The sequence below is a fragment of the Acetatifactor aquisgranensis genome, assembly GCF_943193215.1.
Classification (GTDB): domain Bacteria; phylum Bacillota; class Clostridia; order Lachnospirales; family Lachnospiraceae; genus Acetatifactor; species Acetatifactor aquisgranensis.
On record NZ_CALPDH010000028.1, the window covers coordinates 59,433 to 78,460 of the forward strand.

Genomic DNA, 19,028 nt, shown 5'->3' on the forward strand with positions numbered 1-19,028 from the left:
GCCTGATGGCGGATTCCCCGGAGTTTTTATGTCCGTCGCTATATTGCACGGTGCCGATTCCCTACAAGAGCTCCGCAAAGGCAGTGTCATAGGGCGCCAGCGTCACAGTCTTTATGCCGGCCTCTGTGGGAATAGAGGTGATCTGCTCCCTGTCGCTGTTGTTGATGATGACCAGTTTCCCGCTCTCAGGGTAATAGGCGCATTCCGTGTACAGATTGTCGGTCATGTACAGGCCGTCGGTTCCCTCGCCTCCGGCATAGCGGATCAGCTGATAGAGCATGCGGGTGTTTTCCAGGCTCATCCGGAAAGAGGCCAGATAGATGCCTTTCCCTTTCCCGAACCCGTTGACGCAGACCAGAGGCAGACTGGTGCCATCGGCCAGGCTGCCGTCGTGCACTTCGGCCGCTTTGAGGACTTTGGCTTTGCCGTCCGTCAGGTACAGATGCTCCTTGGCGGCCACTGTAGCGCCGACAGGCAGAATCCCCTCCTCATCCTCCGCCTCAAAGCTCCATCTGCCATGGCATACTTTTGAGCCTGTATCCTCGTCGATTCCCAGCACGTGGGCCATGCGGAAGTAAGTGTCATAGCCTTCCACGGCGGAGGGTTCGTTCACGCCCAGGAACGTTCCGCCCTCCCACACCCATTTTGTCAGAATCGTCACCACATCCTCGTCCTTCCAGTCTCCCCCGCCGCTCCAGGCGCTGCCCGCCCGGCCCGCGTTGATGACCACGTCCACATCGGCCAGCGCTCCGTCCCGCACGTCCTGGAAAGAAATGAACTTTACCTCCACCGGCAGGCCGGAGAGGGCTTCGTTGATATGGATCAGGTCATGCATGTAGGTCTCATGGAAATGCCCGGACAGAGTCCAGGAGCGCAGCGCTCCCCAGCTGTGGAGGACTGCCACTTTCGTCCGAATGGTGTAAGGCTTTCCCGCGTCATGGAAAGAGCGGATGAGCCGGAATTCATCGGATACCTTTTCGATATAATCGCAGAAATCCGGGAAGCCCTCCACCAGATGGAGATATCCCCCCAGCCCTATCCTGTCGATTTTCGCCCGCAGGAGCGCCCTTCGCACGCTGTTCCAGTATTTCTTCGCGTCCAGGGCGGGATCGCCTCCCTCCGTAAAGGTGGGCGCGCCGCCCAGCCCCACCGGGAACAGGTAAGGGTGCAGCCGCAGCTCATGGACAGGCACATCCACACCGGCGCAGAGCCTTGCCTCATAGCCGGAAAAGACGCATTTAATCAGGCCGTCAAAGCCGAATTCCCGGAATCTTCCATTGTAGGGTTCCACGCCTACCCAGCTGTCATCATAGAACACATAGGCTTTCTTGCCGTATGCGTGCACCAGATCGATAAGCTTTTTCCCGAAAGAAATCACGAAATCATTGACGAAATCCATCCAGTCGGCCTTTTTTCCGGTGCCAGGCATATGGGTCACATGGAGCTTGTTTTGGTTGATGAAATCCTCCGCCGTCATGCGGTATCCGTAAATCTTCTCAAACTCGTCCAGGGCCAGTGCGCTGACGGTATAGTCGTAGGAGCCCCAGTCCGAGAACAGACTGCGGTTCCTCTCGCTGCTGCCCCAGATCCACACGAAATTGTAGAACATGGAAGTAAAACGCACCACCGTAGTGTCGGGATGGGTCTCGCACCAGTTCTTCATCCACCCCAGCAGATACTCCCGGGTCTCGGGATATCTGGGGTCGATCTGCATCAGATGCTCCTTGTCCCAGTGGTTGGTGGTGTGGTTGTACATGGAGATTTCTTCCCAGATGCGGTAGGCCAGAAAGCTCACCGTGTATTTGTGGAAAGGCACCGCCCGCTTTACCGTCACGGTTCCCGCGGACTTGTCATAGGCCCAGCGTTCATTATCCAGTTTTGTATTATTCGTCCTGTCGTACACTTCCCAATACCGGAAAGCCGCCTCTGTGTCATTGACGGCGAACTGCTCCCGGAAAAAGCTCTCCATCAGAGAAATGGTCAGCTCTTCCCCCTCCGCCACTGCCGCCGGAGTGCAGAGAAAAGTCTGCTGAAGCTTGTCCCTGTTCTTTTTAGCCCACTCATTATGATCCCGGATGATGCAGATGGTGGAATAGATGCCGTACCCGGCGTGGACGATTTCCTCCGACAGCACAGTGCCGTCGCTGTCCCGGATCACATCTGCCCCCCATTTCCGGGCCATCTGTAGTGTAAGCTCCTCATACCCGGACTCGCCGGGAAGCGTAAAGCCGCCGCTTTGTTTTGCCATACTGTTTTCTCCTATATTATACTGCTCAACAGTTCAAATTTCCGAGTAACCTGGCTGTATAACGTCAGCCATATACGTTTCACCGTACGGAAAATTCCGGCGTTATGCAGTATAGCCACCGCTTGTATCCGTTCGTTTCATACCTGCCCCGGATTGATGCCCTTACAGAATATCCGCCTGGCCGGGATCTGCATCCGCAGATTCCGCAGACGCCATCGGGCCGGGCATCCTTCCGGTATCATCAGGCTCCGCCCAGAATCGCTTTCTCCAGCTTACGGCACAGCGCCACGGCCTCGCCTTTTTTCAGCGCCCTGTCCAGCTGTCCGCTGCCGTCTGCCGGCAGCAGTCCCAGGGAGCAGGCCGCCCTCATATAAGGCTTCGCAAAGTCTCTGCACTTCTCGTCATAAATTCCGGACTCTTCCGGGGGATATTTGCCGAAATCCGGAAGCACCCTGCGGCTTTTATAGCCGTTTACCGCAAATATCAGAAACTCCTCCAGCGTCACGGCCTGCAGAGGAAAGAACTTTCCGTCCTCCACCAGCCCGGAATCGATCATGCCGTTCTGATAAGCGCATTCCACCGTTCCCGCATACCACTCATGCCCCACCACATCCCGGAACATATCATTGTATACATTGGTGGGGAAAAACCTCACCGTCTTTATCACCATGTCCAGCGCGCAGGCCCTGTCCGCAGGCTCCTCCGGATCCTCTATATCGGAGAGCAGCGCCGTCTCATCCGGGTTCGCGATATCCCCAAATATCCCGGGCTTTTTCAGCGGCACAATCCGCTCCGGCATTTTCCAGGGCCCGAATCCTTTTGTCACACAGTCCGAAAGGAAACGGTATTCCGTGCTTTTCCATGCGCTGCATACCCTCACGATTTCATCCGCCGCCAGTCCCGCCATGAAATAAGCGCCGTAGTCATTGCTGTGGGTGTAATCTCCCGGGAAAAAATAGGCCTTGGAGCCCTCCAGTCCGGCCTTTACGATGAAATCCCTGCTGCGCCCGTGCAGGTCTGCCACCGGCACGTTCTCCCGGGCCCCCACGCTGACGCAGACCGCCGCGTATTCCTCCAGCAGGTCATTGTAGGTTCCGTCATTGCCCTTCCAGGTATTTCTGGCAATAGGCGTCACCAATACCGGAAAAGCCCCCATCCCTCTGCACTCGCTGATATAGCGGAGTAGATTGCGGCGGTAGCCCTCCTGCGCTTTCAGCTCATCCAGCTTCTGGTCATTATGGGCGAACTGAATCAGCATATAATCGCCCGGCCGGATATATTGTTCCAGAATTCCGTAATGCCCCTCCTCCCGGAAACTGGCTGTGGTCAGGCCGGAATGGGCGTGATTGGATACCGCGGATCGTCACTGTCACTTTATAATTCCCCTGACGGGGCACGTCCAGCTTGAATGAAAGGGGAATCCTCCTGCGCTCCCCCAAAAAAGGCTCCCCGGCCTCTCTCTCCAGCCGCCCGATTTCCGCCTCTGAGTCCAGCCAGCACCCGAAGGCATCCTCCTCCACACAGGACAAGTCCTCATTCCGGTACCAGTATACCGTATCGAAAGCGGAATTCAGCTCCGGCAGCTGCAGCAGCGCCTGCTTTCGTCTGTTCCTTTCCGTCACAAAGCCGAAACCCTTTTCCGCTGTATACAAGTCTTCCGCCGACACATGGACGGCCCCCTGCTCCCCGCAGGCGCCGCCGTCCTCTCCGCCGAATATAAATCTACGCAAAAACATATCAGAGCGCACCGTCTTTCTCTATGGAATCGGACACCAGCAGCGTGGAGAAAAATGCCAGCGCAAGCCCCTGGCCCCAGCCCTGAATCCAGTCCCTGGAAATGCCTCTGTAGCCCTCTTTGTCCCGCATGACTGCCGTCCCCGCGGAGACATTCATCACCTTTCCGTCCTCGCTGACATTCGCGAGCAGTCCCTTGACAGCCTTGTTGATATACTTGGAGTGCAGGGGATTCCCTCTGGTCAGCATGGCAGCCGCAATTCCTGCGGAGGCGGAAATCTCCTCATAGGAATCCGGATCGTCCAGCACGGTCCTCCACAGCCCGTTCTCCGTCTGCACGGTCTTTAAGGCCGCCAGCTGTTCATTCAGGGAGCCTGCCACATCCATGTACTTCGGATACAGATAGCACTCCGGCAGAATGCCGCCCACCTGAGACAGGGTAAAGGCCGCCCAGGCATTGGCCCTGCCCCAGTAAATGCCGGACATATGGTCTTTCGCAATATTGTCATATCCATGGTAATAGAAGCCGCTGCCGGGGTTCTGGAGATATTTGATATGCCAGTAATATTGATTCAGCGCATCGTTTATCATATCCTCGTCCTGATTCATGACACCCACCCGCAGCAGCAGAAACGCCGCCATGAACAGAGTATCGCACCATGCCTGCTCAGGAAAATCATTGTTGGCGGACACCGTATGCTGCAGTACATGGTCTGCGAAACGGAGCGCATCATTGGATATGTAGGAAATCTTGCTCATCAGGATGTCTGCATATTTCTGGTCCTTTGTGGCATTGTAGAGCGTGATCAGGCAATGTCCCATGGCACAGGCATTGACAGTCCATACTCTGGGCAGCCCTAAGTCGATCAGCTCATCCACCCTGTCCTTCAGCAGATTCAGATATTCTTCTTTTCCCGTTTTCTCATAGGCTTCGCTGATGCCGTAATAGGCCACCCCGCAGGGCCAGTCCCAGGTCAGATCCATGTTCATGGTCTTTCTGACAATCCTGTCAATGATCTCTTCTATCTGCTTTTTATCATATTCCAGTCGCAGCATATTCCCTCCGTTCCGCCGCCTCCGCGGCACCTTTTATTTCTATTATAGTCTCTCACAGGAATATCAACAATTACCTAAATGATATTTTATTTTAATACAGCCTCCCGGCAAATACCGGGAGGCTGTATCTGAAGCCTTATACCGCCAAAACCTTTCATTTGATTACTGAAGCTTTGTCGTCTGCCCACTCTCAAAAGCAGCCTTTCTTTCATCGATAACTTCCTGATATCCCTGATCCAAATATTTCTGGCTCAGCTCGTCATACAACTCATCAAACTCTTCAGGATCGCACATGGTCAACTGGTCGCGGTACTCCGCATACAAATCAAAGAGCGTATTTCCATATTCTGCCACTGATTCAAGAGAAACAGCGAACAGACAGTCGGAATTAGCATATCCCTCATTCCAGATGGAAACCTGTCCATTGTAATTGGCAAGCAGCTCATCATAGAAGTCCTGAGGAAGTCCCTGAGGATTGATTGCCGCAATATCCTTCTCGATGGAGCCCAGGGTCTTAATTGCGGTAACAGCACACCAGTAGTCAACATTGTTGTTATGTCCCTGCTGCTGCTCAAGACCTGACTGATCGCCTACGGCAACAGGATTTCCATCCTCGTCATAGTTGAAATTCACACCTTCTTCACCCCAGGTCATGGTGAACAGGTTCTCTTCCTGCGCCATCCACTCCAGATACATCATAGCAGCCTTTGCCTCATCCTCAGTAGCGCTGTTGGAAAGAGCAATCATCATACCGAAGTTGGTTCCGGGCCTATAAGCATTGGATGAACCCCATGTTTCGTCCTGAATGAAAGTATCCGGGCATACAATAACACCAAGCTCCGCATCCGGGAAATTCTCATAGAAAGAATTCAGCTGCGTCATGGTAGAAGACACATAGCCTGCCCAACTGAAGGCCTTGCCGTTAATAAAGTCAGCTTCTGCCTCGGAAGCCTCTCTCAGGTAATATTCCGGGTTCTTATAGCCCTCATTATAAAGCATATTCTCCCATTTCAGGTATCTCTTCTGAGCTTCTGTGGACAGGGCGGGAATCTGGTAATCACCAGTGGTAGCCCAGATTTCCTCATCCTGAGGATAGTCCCTGTAGCCATAGTTCTGGTCAACGCCTGCACCTGCTACCTTGGAACCACTTAAAGGATACTCATGTCCGTTCTCAACCAGCTTCGCATACAGCTCAAGCAGCTCGGTATTGGTCTTGGGATACTCTTCAAAACCGGCTTCTTTCATCCAGTCTTTGCGATACCAGGTCACAAAGGTATAGGTACTGTTGCCGTAAGGCCTGTAGCCGAGCATAAGGTAATCCTCTCCTGCCAGCTTGGTATAGGCATCGTTTCCATTGTCCGCCATGGTCTGCCAGTAAGTAGGCGCAATCGTCTTGAACTGTTCCACGTCATAGGGCTGCAGATAGCCTTCTGCCTGCCAGGTAGCCAGCTTATCATAATCGTACTCCATACATATTGTAGGGAGATCCTGACCTGCAGCCAGCATGGCATAATCGTTCATAACAGCGGTACGAGTGATAGCCACATACTCTACATCAATATTGTACTTCTCGCCAAAATTCTCCTGTACCCAATTCGTCCAGTAGTTGTTCACCACATCAGAGCAGCCGTTTCCTGCATCGCCACGGTCATAAACGGGAATCTTCAGAGTGACCCTCTCCGCAAAGGGCTCCCATCCATCGATGCCTGCCGTGCCAGCCGGAGCCTCGGAGCTTTCTTCCGCGGAACTTTCTTCTGCAGAGCTTTCCTCCGGCGCTTCTTCCTCAGAACTTTCTTCCTGACTGCTCGGAGCGGATGACTCATTGCCGCTGGACGCAGGCTCGCTGCCGCATCCCGCCAGAACTCCCAATGCCATGGCTCCTGTCATTGCCACAGCCAAAACCTTTTGAAGATATTTCTTCTTCATAAAAATCTCCTCCTTTTAAAAATATATTTCAACCCATAAAACGGGTGATTCACAACATTCAACCTTTTACCGCTCCAATCATAGTGCCCTGAACGAAATATTTCTGAAGGAACGGATAAATAATGATAATCGGCACCGTGACAAACATAATGCTTGCCGCCTGCAATACCTCTGGTGCAGCCTGGCTGGCTCCGCCTGTATCTGCCAGAGAAGCCGTCTGAGCTTCCGTTGCGGATGCCACAAGTTGATAGAGTTTGTACTGAATCATCTTCAGGTCAGCAGATCTGGTATAATACATATTGTCCGCATAGGAATTCCATCTTCCTACCGCATAGAATAGGGACAATGTGGCGAGAATCGGCTTGGAAAGAGGAAGCACAATCTTCCATAAAATCTGAATATTGCTGGCTCCGTCAAGGAATGCCGACTCCTCCAGGCTGTCCGGTATGGTACTCTGGAAGAAATTCTTCATAATCAGCATATTGTAGGGCGAATAAATCAAAGGCAGAATCAACACCCACATCGTGTCCAAAATATGCAAATCCTGATACAGCAGATACGCCGGGATAATGCCCGCTCCGAAATACATGGGCACCATCAGCACAAAAGTAAAGGCCTGTTTTCCTTTCAGTCTTTTCTTGGACAAAGGATACGCCGCACAGGTGCACACCAACATGCCCAAAACCGTAAATATCAGCGTAATCCCTACGGAAAACAGCATGGAATACGTCATGGACTCATCCCCGAACACTCTCTTGAACGCGTCCAGCGTGATATCCTTAGGCCAAAAATAGACCGCCTTGGACATAACAGCTGTATTTCCTGAAATGGATTTTGCAGCCACATGGATAAAGGGGAGCACGCAGGTTGCGCACAGAATAACTACAACCGCCATCATCACAAAGTCGCTGACACGAAATTTGTTGACTGCATGCGCTCCGCCAGCTGAAGCCACTTGTTCCATGGATTTCTCCTTCTTTCTGCTCAAACCATCCACCTCCTACAACAAACCGTCTTCACCAAGCTTCTTTGCTATTCTGTCAGACATAATAACCAGAACCAGCCCAATCAGAGACTGGAACAGGTTCACCGCAGTACCCATGCTGAACTTGCCGTTATTAAGGCCCTTATTATATATGTACACAGCCAGCTGGTACTGGAAATCTTTGACCTGAGAGTTTCCGAAGGCTACCAGCCTTTCCAGATTACTTCCCATCACGCGGCCCAGATTCATAATCAGCAAGGTTACCACAGTACTCTTAATACCCGGAAGTGTAATATGCCACATTCGTTTCCAGCGATTGGCTCCGTCAATCATGGCGGCCTCATAAAGTTCACCACTGATACCAGTGATGGCCGCCAGATAAAGGATAGTTCCCCATCCCATCCCTTGCCAGACTCCAATCAACAGGTAGGTCACCGCCCAATGCCATTTCTCATTCAGAAAAGGAATCCCCTCCTCAATAATCCCTGCGTTCATCATCACTACATTGACCAGACCGCTGGATGGCTTGAACATAGTCAATGCCACGCTCCCGATAATTGCCCAGGAAAGGAAATGCGGCAAATACAGAATCGTCTGAGACACTTTCTTGAATCTGGCATAGCGAAGCTCATTCAGAATCAAAGCCAGAATAATCGGCATCGGAAATCCCACCAGCAAATCTGCCAAATTGAACACGACAGAATTTCGCACTGCCCGATGAAAGTCAGGATCCGAAAAAATCTTCTGGAAAGTCGCCATTCCAACCCATTCACTACCAGCGTATCCCTTTGCCGGCTTATAATCCATAAAAACCATTCTCAGGCCTGGATAAGCAGCGTAGCTGAATACAAAAACCATTACCAGAGGAAACAGCAGCAACAAATATAATTGCCAGTCTCTTCTCCATGCGTTTTTCCAGGTGGCTTTTGTCTGAATCTCCGCCTTGGCCTTTTTGCTTTTTGCCATACTTGACCTCCTCCACAATCTTTCGTTCCGTTGATTTGCACAGATCCATGATTGATTGTATTAATTATCATACAATCCTCTTTCCTTTTCCAATCAATATATAATGAAAACCATGCAAAAACGACCATTATCGAAAGGGGCGGATAGGCACTATTTTTCTTTTATCGCAACTTATCAAAATAATCTCTGGCAAAAATAACATGTTTTGCCGAAATATTTTAGATTGTCTTAGTATGTTTTACCTCATTTTCTGCCATAAGTCTGTCCGTGTGAAATTTCTTTTAGCACAAAAAAGTCCCTGAGTGCACGGCATTGGCAGGGGCATGTTCGTTTTTATTGAGTTTATACTTACGGATATGAAATCAGAAAACACCAGACAATAAGATATTATTATACAGACAGCGGGAGCACACAAAAAGGGCCAGCTCCGGAACCATCCGCGAGATTTCCATCCGGGCCGTCAAATCTGCCGCCAGCCTGGAGGGGAGCAGCGTGGCCAGAAAAGAGGCCGCCGACATATTATATAGGAAATTACTGACCAATCCATATTTACGCCGCGCCTTGTCGTCAAATACCTTTGACATGTACAGCTTCCCCTTTCAGGTTCAGGTTGATTTTATTACGTCAGTCTGTTACTATAAAAACAGCAATCATACAGATTTGACTAAAAATTGTTATGGAAAGTGCAATGAAACACACAAAGGAGCTTGCAATGGCCAAGTCAAAGAATTCCGTCACAGAATACCGCAATTACTATCTTCCGATGAATTTTCCCGTTCTGCTGCTCTCCGGCGAGCACTGGAGGATTTCCGATGTCCCCAGCGGACGGCAGCATTTTCACAATTGCCTGGAAATCGGCATCTGCCATTCGGACAGCGGGTATATGGAATTTTTCGGCGAACCTTTTCCTTTCAGGGCTGGAGACGTGACTGTAGTCCCCAAAAACGTGCCCCATACCACCTACAGCACGCCGGGCACCCGGAGCCATTGGACTTATATCTTCCTGGATTCCCGGGAGCTGTTCCGGCATATCCTTCCTCCCGCATGGGAAAAATTTGAATTATATACCCATACTTTTCAGGATTACCACCCGATTTTCAGCCGTGATGAGTATCCTCATATTTATACCCTGGCCACTGCCGCCGCCCGGAATATGGAAGAGCAGAAGTTCGGATATCAGTTCAGCGTCACGGGACTGCTCCTCTCCCTCTATATTGAAATCCTCAGGATTCAGCTTTTCAAATCTAATGATGCGGCCGTCACTGGCGCTGCGAATCAAAAAACGGGCACAAAGCAGGAGGCAGACTACACTCTCGTCATCGCCCCTGCCCTGGATTATATAGAAGAAAATTACATGCAGCAGTTCAGCATCAATCATCTGGCGGATTTGTGTCATTGGAGCCCCACCCACTTCCGCAGAGTCTTTCGGGAAATCATGGGCATGTCTCCTCTGGACTTCGTGAACAACACCAGGATTACCAAGGCCTGCAACCTACTGCGGAGCACGAATGATTCCATACTGAATATCTCCGGGGCAGTGGGCTTCTGCTCTCTGTCCAGCTTCAACCGCACCTTTTCCAAAGTAATGCAAGTACCCCCCCGGGATTTCCGAAAGCAGATTCAGCAGTCTGACAAGAATTCGGAATCCCAGTCCATCCTGGAATATTCCGGCTGGATGTACCCGGAAAAGTAGTTGCCACGCCGCCCGGACTTCACCATCGCCTTGTTCTTCCTTTTGGCCATGTCCATGGCCAAAGCTCTGTTCATGATAATCTTCCCCAGCAGCTCCAGTATCTGGTTATAGTGGCGCGTGATGAAAGACACGCCTTTCATGGATATCTCCTCTGATTCCTCCAGCCGCCCGGCCATGCACAGATATCTCCATAAGAGATTTGTGGATGAGATTGTAGATGCGGTGAAAGTTCTGCTGTGATTTTTTCGTCCCTCCGTAAGCAAAGAGGTTTTAAAGCGCTGTTATGGCGATGCCAAGCGCCTGCACGATGGTATCCAGCGGCATGCAGGGAGCCTGATCCTTTGCCTGCTCCGGCAGGCAGGGAACGTGGATGAAGCCTGTCCGTGTCTTCGTCCCCTCGTAATGATGCCGCAGGGTGTAGAAGAGGTCATTGCACACATAGGCTCCCGCGGAATAGGAAAGGGCGCAGGAGATGCCTTTTCCTCTGACGGCATCGGCTATCTTCCGCACCGGAACGGAGGCGAAATAGGCCGCGGGCCCCTCCGGTACCACGGGTTCGTCCATGGGCCTGTTCCCGGCATTGTCTTCCATGGAGGCATCCCGCAGGTTGATGGCCACCACCTCCGGCGTCACCGCGCTCCGCCCGCCGGCCTGCCCCACGCACAGAATCGCGTCCGGCCCCAGCTCCCGCGCCGTATCCAGCGCCCGCTCCGCGGCGGCGCCGAATACTACGGGCAACCGCAGTTTGGTCAGCTCATAGTCCCCTATAGTATCCTCCAGCCTGCTCACCGCTTCCCAGGAGGGATTTATCGTGTCCCTGCCGAAAGGCTCGAAACCTGTAATCAGTAATTTCTTTTTCATGCCTTTTCCTCCGTTTTTGCCCATACTATCATAGAAATATCCTTTTAAGCAACAGATTCTTTTTCTTTTCCTACTCCTCCTGCTTCCGGTACTGCACCGGGGTGATTCCATAATTCTTCTTGAACAGGCGGTTGAAATGCTCCACGTTCTCATAGCCCACCTCCGCGGCCACGGTCTCCACTGTCTGATCCGTCTCCCGCAGGAGGGTCCTGGCCTTCTTCATGCGCTCCTTGCGCACGGCCTCCTGGAAGGTCATGCCCGCCTTCTCCTTGATGTACTTGGACAGATAGGGCTTGGAGAGGTGAAACTCCTCGGACAGGGTGTCCAAAGTCACGTTCATATAGTCGTTCTTGATGTAGCTGATGATCTCCACAATCCGCTCTTCCCGGCCCTCCGTGATATGCTGCTCCACGGCCAGCTTGTTGGCGGCGGAGACCAGCGCGGCGATGGAGGCCTTGATAATGTCCTCGTCCACGCCCACGCCCCAGTAAAGCTTGCCGTCGCACAGAATGGCCACATAGGCCGCAGCCTTGGAGCTGGAGCCTTTGGAAATGGCGTGCTCCTCGTACACCGAGAGCTGGTAGCTGATGCCGAAGTAGGTCTTGACGGCGTTGCTCACCGCGTCCAGGCGGCCGTTTCCGCCTGCTTTGATGAGCCGGGACTCCCCGTTCTGCTCGATGGTCACCTCCGCCCGGATGCCCTTTTCCTGCCGGAAATGGCACTCGGGGATTGAAAAGACATTGTGCAGATTGATGTAGTTCTCCTCGAAAATCTCGTAGATTTCCGAAGGGTGCAGCTCCTGGTGCCGCCTGTCGGACACGCCCTTAATCAGGTACCCCACTTCCTCCTTCATGGCCGCGGGCAGGGAGAAGCCGAACTGCTGCTTCAGCACAAAGGCCACGCCGCCCTTGCCGGACACGCTGTTGATCCGGATCACATCGGACTCGTATTCGCGTCCCACATCCTCGGGATCGATGGGCAGATAGGGCACATCCCAGCGGTTCCCGCTCTTGCCCTCTTTCAGCCATGTCATGCCCTTGCTGATGGCATCCTGATGGGAGCCGGAGAATGCCGTGAACACCAAATCCCCGGCATAGGGCACTCGCTCGTGCACTTTCATGCCCGTAAAGCGCTCATAGGCCTCCCGCACCTGCATGATATTGGAAAAATCAAGCCCGCTGTCCACGCCGTGGCACATCATGTTAATCGCCACGGTGACGATGTCCACATTTCCCGTACGCTCTCCGTTGCCGAACAGAGTACCCTCCACGCGGTCTGCCCCCGCCAGGATGCCGAACTCCGCGTCGCTGACGCCACAGCCTCTGTCGTTGTGGGGATGAACGCTTAAGACCACGTTCTCGCGGTATTTCAGATGCTTGTGCATATATTCTATCTGGCAGGCAAAGACATGGGGCATGGCCACCTGCACCGTGCTGGGGAGATTGATGATGGCCTTGTGATTCGCGTCAGGCTGCCATATGTCCAGTACCGCGTTGCAGACCTCCAGCGCGTACTCCGGCTCGGTCTGGGAGAAGCTCTCCGGGCTGTATTCAAAGGTGAAATTGCCGTCCGTGGCCTCTGCCATCTCTTTCAGAAGCTTCGCGCCGTCCACCGCCAGCTGCTTGATGGCTTCCTTGTCTTTCTTGAAGACCTGTTCCCTCTGTTCTACAGATGTAGAATTATAGAGATGCACCACCGCGTGGGGAGCCCCCTTCACCGCCTCGAAGGTCTTCTTGATGATATGCTCCCTAGCCTGGGTCAGCACCTGGATGGTCACGTCGCCGGGAATCATGTCCCGCTCGATCAGGGCGCGGATGAAATTGTACTCTGTGTCGGAAGAAGCCGGGAATCCCACCTCGATTTCCTTGAATCCGATATCTACCAGAAGCTTGAAGAACTCTAGTTTATCCTCCAAAGGCATGGGATCTATCAAAGCCTGGTTGCCATCCCGCAGGTCTACGCTGCACCAGACGGGGGGCTTTTCTATGGTGTCTTTCTTTACCCAGTCGTAGGTCACCTCTGGCGGCATATGATAGGTTCTGCCGTATTTTTTGCTGATTGTGGTTTTATTCATCATTCTGTATTCCTTTCCTTTTTCGCAGCTGCGGATTCGCGTCTCGCTATAGGAAGACATATTCGTCTTATATTCTATGTCCTGTTCCCTCTTCGGCATTCCGGTCTCGAGAACCTGCGCTGTTGCTTTATACTCACGGTTCAAATGCGCTCGCGAGCATAAAAATAGTAACACAGATTTCAGCGTTCCGCAAGTGTCTTTTTAATTTTTATTATTGACTTTTTTTATTCCCATTTTCCTTTTCAGATGCATTTTTTCTGTTATATCTTTCATTCTCGCCAAATAATTATTGTCTTATTTTTATCTATTTATATGTCTTAATTTAACTTATCTTTTCCTTGAAAAACAGGGGATTATGTGGTAAAGTAGAAACATCAGATAAGTTTCCTCAAAATGGGAGTCTGCCGGAAAGCCGTCTTAGAATCCGGTTTCTGTATTTCAGCTGATTTGCATTTCAAGGCAAGGGTAATGTTCGATGCACAATTTCCAACAACAATACAGATTCGTCAGTCTTTGCCTTGCAGGGACTGCCAGCGGCATAAAGGCCTAACGATTTTCAGACGGATTCTTTCGCAAAAAGAAAGGAGGCACATTGCCATGACCTTGACACAGGAAGATCTGCTTTCCATATCCAATCTGCTGGATGTCAAAATCCAGGCAGGACTGCAGGCCGAACTGCAGCCCGTCAAAGACAGCATAAGGGATTTGCGGCTCTACATCCATTCCGAGCTTGAGTTAATCAAGAATGATATCCGCAATCTATATGCCGAACTGCAAGTAGTTAAGGATGACATCCGCAATCTATATGCTGAACTGCAAGTAGTTAAGGATGACATCCGCAATCTATATGCTGAACTGGAGGCAGTCAAGGATGACATCCGCAATCTATATGCTGAACTGGAGACAGTCAAGGATGACATCCGCAATCTATATGCTGAACTACGGGCAGTCAAGGATGATATCAGCGGTATACATGCTGAGATGCGCACCCTCAAAGACGAAGTCAGCGGCCTAAACTACCATGTGACAAAGCTTGAACTACATATCGAAAATGTCACTGACAAGAACATTCAGCTACTGGCGGAAAACTATGTACCTGCCGCCAAGCGGTATGAAAAGGCATCGGCTCAGATTGAAGCCATGCGAGCGGATATGGAAATCATCAAAAGCGCCATAGAGCACCACTCGGAGGCAATCCATAAACTGGCATAGCGCTGATTCCGCAACTCGGCAAACCGCAGTCACCCTTTCAGGCTCTTTTCCAAGAGGCGCTTTTTCAAAGAAATCTATTCATCACAATATTTTGCATCCTTTTCCGGTTTTCCCCGGTTATTCGGCATGAAAATATCCGCCGGAACACAGCGCTCCGGCGGATACCTGACTTTTCCTGTGATTGAGATTCCAGCTTAAGGCTGAGCTTTCAAATCATTGTAAACCGTCATATAGAAATTCAAAAGCTGTTGGTTCGTGGTCTCCCGACAGCGGACGATATCTCCCAGGGCCTTTGCCTTCGCCTGCCCCACGAGGTTCCCCGGCGCGCCGCAGTCACCACTGTCACCGTCGGACATCTGAGAAAGCGTCTCTATCACTTCATTCAGATAGGCCGCCTGGCTCTGAATCGCCTTTATCTGGCCAAAAACATATGCCATATCGACAACCTCTGTCATCCCGGTTTCCGTCACATTATTATTTGTCATCTCGATGTTCGTCATCTCGTTATCCTCCAAATCAATCTCCGGCGGACACGCAAGGCATATCATATTTTCTGAAAGGAAGCGTGCCCGGCCATTTTTCACAAGACCTCTGGCCCGTTTGGGATAGGTCGCTTCATATTCATTGCCCTGTTCATCTACGACAATAATGTTTTTTTCGATGGGTGTCATCCCCTTTCCATAAATAGAACAGATTTCGTGAATGCCGTTTTTTCTGATGGGTGCCTCCCCCAATCCACAATTTTAATGTAGCAAAAATACCTGTTGTTGTCAAGGTTCTACCTGCCCGCTCCACTCATAGACTACATATTCATAGTCAAAATGATATCCCAGCTTCTGCGCCAAAGCCACTGACCACAGGTTCTGGGCATCCCAGCTGGGATACCATCCCCGCTCCAGGCAGTCCAGAATCAGCTTCGCGCCGCAGATACAGGCCAGCCCTTTCCTCCTGTAGTCCGTTCTGGTGTCAATCTCAATCTCTATGCCCCCAGGGTAGCCGGAGTAGGAAGACGCCCCCGAGACCGGCTCGCCGTCTTTTAAGATTACCGCCCCCAGCCCGTGCTCCCGGTACCGGGCGTAGTCCCGGTACAGCCACACCCAGTCCCTGCACCAGGCAATCTCCCGGCAGCGATGGAACAAATCCTCGTCCATCCCCTTAAGCTCATACCCCTCCGGCAGCCCGTCCACGATGGCCTGCAGCCTCTCCCTGTCAAAGATGTCCGGCTCTTTCTTTATCGCATAGCGTACCGTCTTCCGCGCCCCGGGAACAAGGCATTCCTCCATCACCTCCGCCCAGCGTCCATCCTGCGGCACCACAATCAGGAAATCCCGCCCGCTCTGCCGCAGTCCATCCAGAACCAGTTCCCTGTCAGGCTTTCCTGCAAAAAAGCAGAAATCCCCCAGCAGGGCCATAGCGGACGCGGGAGTCTCCGCGGAGTCTCCGTAAACCTTTCCCATCACGCCCTGCAGGCAGGACCAAATCAATGTCTCCTGCCAGCCCGCGAACAGCGGCGCTGCCGTTTCCGGTTCTCTTATCTCATAAACCATTGTTTCCCTCCTAATCTTAACGGGCTCGCCGGCACGCGGTTTCTTTCCGCTGCCCGCCCTATGCGCATCGGCGCCGGCCCACTCCTTTTTATGATAACTCCATTTTAACACACTGGCATGGGGTTTTCATGATTTTTCCTACATTTTTACCAAAAATATTTTGTTTTTGAGGCGTTTTTTTACTTTACGCCATCAGAATTTGTGCTATAATCAATATTTGGTCAGGTAATCCCCGTGTGGTGCAGGATACAATACATATGGCCGGAAAAAAGAAAGGGTGACTGGACAATGGAAACCTATTACATTTTTAAGGATTTGGCAATTATCATCATATTCGCAAAGCTCTGCGGGATACTGGCCCGGAAATGCAAGGCGCCCCAAGTGGTAGGCGAAATCATCGCGGGCCTCCTGATAGGGCCCAGCGTATTAGGACTGGTACAGCAGTCGGATTTTCTGACACGGATGGCGGAAATCGGCGTGGTGCTCCTGATGTTCTCCGCAGGCCTGGAGACGAATCTGAAAGAGTTGATGAAGACAGGGCCTGTGGCGCTCCTGATCGCCTGCTCCGGCGTATTCGTGCCGCTGCTGGGCGGGTCTTTACTGTACATGGGCTTTTATGGCGTGGCTCCCTGGGGCTCGGAGGAATTTTATAAAGCCGTGTTCACCGGCGTCATCATGACAGCCACCAGCGTCAGCATCACCGTGCAGTCTCTGAAAGAGATGGGCAAACTGCAGGGAAAGGTGGGGACCACCATCTTAAGCGCCGCTATCATCGATGACGTTATCGGCATCATTGTGCTGACTTTCGTGATAGGCTTCAAGAATCCCGACTCCAACCCCGGCAGCGTGGTGTTTTCCACTGTGCTGTTCTTCATCATGGCGCTGGTGGTGGGCTTCATCGTCTACAAGGTATTCAAGAAGCTTGACGAGCGCTATCCCCACACCCAGAGGATTCCCATCCTGGGCCTTGCGCTGTGCTTTTTCTTCGCCTATGCGGCGGAGCGCTATTTCGGGATTGCGGACATCACAGGCGCCTATGTGGCAGGAATCGTCCTCTGCTCCATCCAGGACTCCTCCTACATAGACCGCAAGATGGAAGTCAGTTCCTACATCATCTTCGGGCCCGTGTTCTTCGCCAGCATCGGCCTTAAGACCAGCATCGACAATGTCAGCATGGGCATCCTGCTGTTCTCCATCGGCTTCGTGCTGGTAGCGCTGATTACCAAGATTATCGGCTGCGGGCTGATGGCCAGAATCTGCCGCTTCGGTTTCCAGGACAGCCTGAAAATCGGCGTGGGCATGATGACGCGAGGGGAGGTAGCGCTGATTGTTGCGCAGAAAGGATTGTCCGTGGGACTGCTGACGGCGGAATATTTCACGGCTGTCATCCTGCTGATCATCGTATCCAGTATCTCCACGCCAATCATCTTAAAGCTATTATACGCGAAAGATAAAAGCGTGCCGCAAAACGCCTCATAAAAGAGAGCTGCAGACTTCCTCAATAAAAAAGTGCCGTACAGCGGCACTTTTTTCCTGTTCTAGTTGCTTTTGTCCAGCAGCTTATGAATCTTCTCATGGGGATCCAGCAGCTTGGAAATGGACTCTCCCGCATTGACGGAATGGATGTAGATCGCGATGTACTTCGTGATGTCCACCTCCTTGTACCAAGGTGCGTTCCGTATCTCCTCCCGCCTGTATGACGCATTTGTGATAAATACTGCTTCCAGCACTTTCTTGTTATAGGCCTCATCGAAGCGCCCGATTCCCTCCGTGAACAACGCGAAAGTAGCTGCCGCAAAGACCCTCTTTGCTCCCTGCTTCTTGCAGTACCTGGCCACGTCCAGCATGGTGGTGCCGGAGCAGATCATATCATCCACGATGAACACATCCTTATTCTTCACGCTGGGGCCGATGTACTTGTGCACGTCCACCACATAATTGCCGCCCACCACCTTTGTCCTGGATCTGCGCTTGTAGAAAATGCCCATATCCAGCCCAAGCTCATTGGTATATTTAAAATTCCGTGTAGTCGCGCCCAAATCAGGAGAAATGAACAGGGAGTTATCCTCGGAGAACACAATGTCAGAATAATTACGTTTGATAGCTTTAATCACTTGATAAATCGGAAACAGATCGTCAAAACCATTATAGGGCACCGCGTTGGCCACCCTATTGTCGTGGACATCGAAAGCCGTAATGTTCTTCACGCCGATGTTCTCCAGCTCCCGCAGCGCCATGGCGCAGTCCAGAGATTCCCTGGATATCCGTCTGTCCTGGCGGCTGGCGTAGAGCAGGGGCGAGATCACGTTGACCCGGTATGCCTTTCCGCCGATAGCGGAGACCGTCCTCTTCAGGTTCTGGAAATGCTCATCCGGCGACATAGGTATGGTCTGGCCATACATCTGGTAGCTGCAGGAATAATTTCCCACATCCATCAGGATATATACATCCGCGCCGCGGACCGTATCCTCCAGCACCGCTTTCGCGTCGCCCGTGGAAAATCTTACAATCTGGGAATTCACTACGTGGCACTCCTCCTTGTTGTAGGTCTCCCGCAGATAGTACTCAATCTTGTCTGCCAGCTCCTCTGTTCCATACAGTGGAATCAATACGATGGGAATGGAATGGTTTGCCAGTGGGCTCATGTCTTCCTCCCTATAATGTCAAGTGATTTTCCTTAAAAAATCAAGGAATTTTAAGTTTCATATCTCAGATGAATGAGCCAA

At 51.7% G+C, this 19,028-nt stretch carries 17 protein-coding genes; 3 read left to right on the forward strand and 14 right to left on the reverse strand.

What is annotated here, in order from left to right; genetic code table 11:
* Window positions 1–61: 61 nt before the first annotated feature.
* From gnpA to NFS35_RS21145, 8 genes are all read right to left on the reverse strand, one after another.
* Entirely contained in the window at window positions 62–2,248 is a 2,187-nt protein-coding gene (gene gnpA / locus NFS35_RS21110) for a 1,3-beta-galactosyl-N-acetylhexosamine phosphorylase (RefSeq protein WP_251209049.1), read from the reverse strand.
* A gap of 241 nt (window positions 2,249–2,489) precedes the next feature.
* Window positions 2,490–3,578 (reverse strand): hypothetical protein, encoded by a 1,089-nt coding sequence (locus NFS35_RS21115; protein ID WP_330640394.1) that lies wholly within the window; start codon window positions 3,576–3,578, stop codon window positions 2,490–2,492.
* Entirely contained in the window at window positions 3,484–3,984 is a 501-nt protein-coding gene (locus NFS35_RS21120) for a hypothetical protein (protein ID WP_251209050.1), read from the reverse strand. Before NFS35_RS21120 ends, NFS35_RS21115 begins: the two co-directional genes overlap by 95 nt.
* Window position 3,985: 1 nt before the next feature.
* On the reverse strand, window positions 3,986–5,038 hold the full coding sequence (locus NFS35_RS21125; RefSeq protein ID WP_251209051.1) for a glycoside hydrolase family 88 protein: 1,053 nt from the start codon (window positions 5,036–5,038) through the stop codon (window positions 3,986–3,988).
* A 162-nt stretch (window positions 5,039–5,200) separates the two neighbouring features.
* Window positions 5,201–6,964 (reverse strand): extracellular solute-binding protein, encoded by a 1,764-nt coding sequence (locus NFS35_RS21130; RefSeq protein WP_251209052.1) that lies wholly within the window; start codon window positions 6,962–6,964, stop codon window positions 5,201–5,203.
* A 58-nt stretch (window positions 6,965–7,022) separates the two neighbouring features.
* Window positions 7,023–7,952, reverse strand: coding sequence for a carbohydrate ABC transporter permease (locus NFS35_RS21135; protein ID WP_251209053.1), 930 nt, complete (start codon window positions 7,950–7,952; stop codon window positions 7,023–7,025).
* A gap of 12 nt (window positions 7,953–7,964) precedes the next feature.
* The gene (locus NFS35_RS21140; protein WP_251209054.1) at window positions 7,965–8,915 is read right to left on the reverse strand and encodes an ABC transporter permease; all 951 of its coding nucleotides are present in this window, start codon (window positions 8,913–8,915) and stop codon (window positions 7,965–7,967) included.
* Window positions 8,916–9,277: 362 nt separating this feature from the next.
* Window positions 9,278–9,499 carry a hypothetical protein gene (locus NFS35_RS21145; RefSeq protein ID WP_251209055.1) on the reverse strand — a complete coding sequence of 74 codons (222 nt, stop codon included), beginning with the start codon at window positions 9,497–9,499 and terminating at the stop codon, window positions 9,278–9,280.
* 104 nt (window positions 9,500–9,603) lie between these two features.
* On the opposite strand from NFS35_RS21145, the gene NFS35_RS21150 reads away from it, so the two are divergent.
* Complete coding sequence (locus NFS35_RS21150; RefSeq protein ID WP_251209056.1) at window positions 9,604–10,608, forward strand: AraC family transcriptional regulator; 1,005 nt, start codon at window positions 9,604–9,606, stop codon at window positions 10,606–10,608.
* Here NFS35_RS21150 and NFS35_RS21155 read toward each other — a convergent pair.
* The 3 genes from NFS35_RS21155 to NFS35_RS21165 all read right to left on the reverse strand — a co-directional run bounded on the left by NFS35_RS21155 (window position 10,536) and on the right by NFS35_RS21165 (window position 13,546).
* Complete coding sequence (locus NFS35_RS21155; protein ID WP_251209057.1) at window positions 10,536–10,784, reverse strand: hypothetical protein; 249 nt, start codon at window positions 10,782–10,784, stop codon at window positions 10,536–10,538. The two genes, NFS35_RS21150 and NFS35_RS21155, sit on opposite strands and share 73 nt — an antisense overlap.
* Before the next feature lie 94 nt (window positions 10,785–10,878).
* Entirely contained in the window at window positions 10,879–11,469 is a 591-nt protein-coding gene (gene pcp, locus NFS35_RS21160) for a pyroglutamyl-peptidase I (RefSeq protein WP_251209058.1), read from the reverse strand.
* A 70-nt stretch (window positions 11,470–11,539) separates the two neighbouring features.
* Window positions 11,540–13,546 (reverse strand): 2-isopropylmalate synthase, encoded by a 2,007-nt coding sequence (locus NFS35_RS21165; protein ID WP_251209059.1) that lies wholly within the window; start codon window positions 13,544–13,546, stop codon window positions 11,540–11,542.
* 594 nt (window positions 13,547–14,140) lie between these two features.
* Between NFS35_RS21165 and NFS35_RS21170 the strand changes: the two genes are divergently transcribed.
* Window positions 14,141–14,755 carry a hypothetical protein gene (locus tag NFS35_RS21170; protein ID WP_251209060.1) on the forward strand — a complete coding sequence of 205 codons (615 nt, stop codon included), beginning with the start codon at window positions 14,141–14,143 and terminating at the stop codon, window positions 14,753–14,755.
* Window positions 14,756–14,949: 194 nt separating this feature from the next.
* Here the strand turns inward: NFS35_RS21170 and NFS35_RS21175 are convergent, their stop codons facing one another.
* Entirely contained in the window at window positions 14,950–15,426 is a 477-nt protein-coding gene (locus NFS35_RS21175; RefSeq protein ID WP_251209061.1) for a hypothetical protein, read from the reverse strand.
* Between the two features lie 99 nt (window positions 15,427–15,525).
* On the reverse strand, window positions 15,526–16,302 hold the full coding sequence (locus tag NFS35_RS21180; protein ID WP_251209062.1) for a GNAT family N-acetyltransferase: 777 nt from the start codon (window positions 16,300–16,302) through the stop codon (window positions 15,526–15,528).
* 288 nt (window positions 16,303–16,590) lie between these two features.
* Between NFS35_RS21180 and NFS35_RS21185 the strand changes: the two genes are divergently transcribed.
* Entirely contained in the window at window positions 16,591–17,781 is a 1,191-nt protein-coding gene (locus NFS35_RS21185) for a cation:proton antiporter (protein ID WP_251209063.1), read from the forward strand.
* A 59-nt stretch (window positions 17,782–17,840) separates the two neighbouring features.
* Here the strand turns inward: NFS35_RS21185 and prs are convergent, their stop codons facing one another.
* On the reverse strand, window positions 17,841–18,947 hold the full coding sequence (gene prs / locus NFS35_RS21190) for a ribose-phosphate diphosphokinase (protein ID WP_251209064.1): 1,107 nt from the start codon (window positions 18,945–18,947) through the stop codon (window positions 17,841–17,843).
* Window positions 18,948–19,028 lie beyond the last annotated feature (81 nt).

Excerpts from the sequence above, each read along its gene's own strand:
- gnpA (WP_251209049.1), bottom strand. The coding sequence starts at position 2,248 with ATGGCAAAACAAAGCGGCGGCTTTACGCTTCCCGGCGAGTCCGGGTAT.
- NFS35_RS21120 (WP_251209050.1), bottom strand. The coding sequence starts at position 3,984 with ATGTTTTTGCGTAGATTTATATTCGGCGGAGAGGACGGCGGCGCCTGC.
- NFS35_RS21125 (WP_251209051.1), bottom strand. The coding sequence starts at position 5,038 with ATGCTGCGACTGGAATATGATAAAAAGCAGATAGAAGAGATCATTGAC.
- NFS35_RS21130 (WP_251209052.1), bottom strand. The coding sequence starts at position 6,964 with ATGAAGAAGAAATATCTTCAAAAGGTTTTGGCTGTGGCAATGACAGGA.
- NFS35_RS21140 (WP_251209054.1), bottom strand. The coding sequence starts at position 8,915 with ATGGCAAAAAGCAAAAAGGCCAAGGCGGAGATTCAGACAAAAGCCACC.
- NFS35_RS21145 (WP_251209055.1), bottom strand. The coding sequence starts at position 9,499 with ATGTCAAAGGTATTTGACGACAAGGCGCGGCGTAAATATGGATTGGTC.
- NFS35_RS21150 (WP_251209056.1), top strand. The coding sequence starts at position 9,604 with ATGAAACACACAAAGGAGCTTGCAATGGCCAAGTCAAAGAATTCCGTC.
- NFS35_RS21155 (WP_251209057.1), bottom strand. The coding sequence starts at position 10,784 with ATGGCCGGGCGGCTGGAGGAATCAGAGGAGATATCCATGAAAGGCGTG.
- pcp (WP_251209058.1), bottom strand. The coding sequence starts at position 11,469 with ATGAAAAAGAAATTACTGATTACAGGTTTCGAGCCTTTCGGCAGGGAC.
- NFS35_RS21165 (WP_251209059.1), bottom strand. The coding sequence starts at position 13,546 with ATGATGAATAAAACCACAATCAGCAAAAAATACGGCAGAACCTATCAT.
- NFS35_RS21170 (WP_251209060.1), top strand. The coding sequence starts at position 14,141 with ATGACCTTGACACAGGAAGATCTGCTTTCCATATCCAATCTGCTGGAT.
- NFS35_RS21175 (WP_251209061.1), bottom strand. The coding sequence starts at position 15,426 with ATGACACCCATCGAAAAAAACATTATTGTCGTAGATGAACAGGGCAAT.
- NFS35_RS21180 (WP_251209062.1), bottom strand. The coding sequence starts at position 16,302 with ATGGTTTATGAGATAAGAGAACCGGAAACGGCAGCGCCGCTGTTCGCG.
- NFS35_RS21185 (WP_251209063.1), top strand. The coding sequence starts at position 16,591 with ATGGAAACCTATTACATTTTTAAGGATTTGGCAATTATCATCATATTC.
- prs (WP_251209064.1), bottom strand. The coding sequence starts at position 18,947 with ATGAGCCCACTGGCAAACCATTCCATTCCCATCGTATTGATTCCACTG.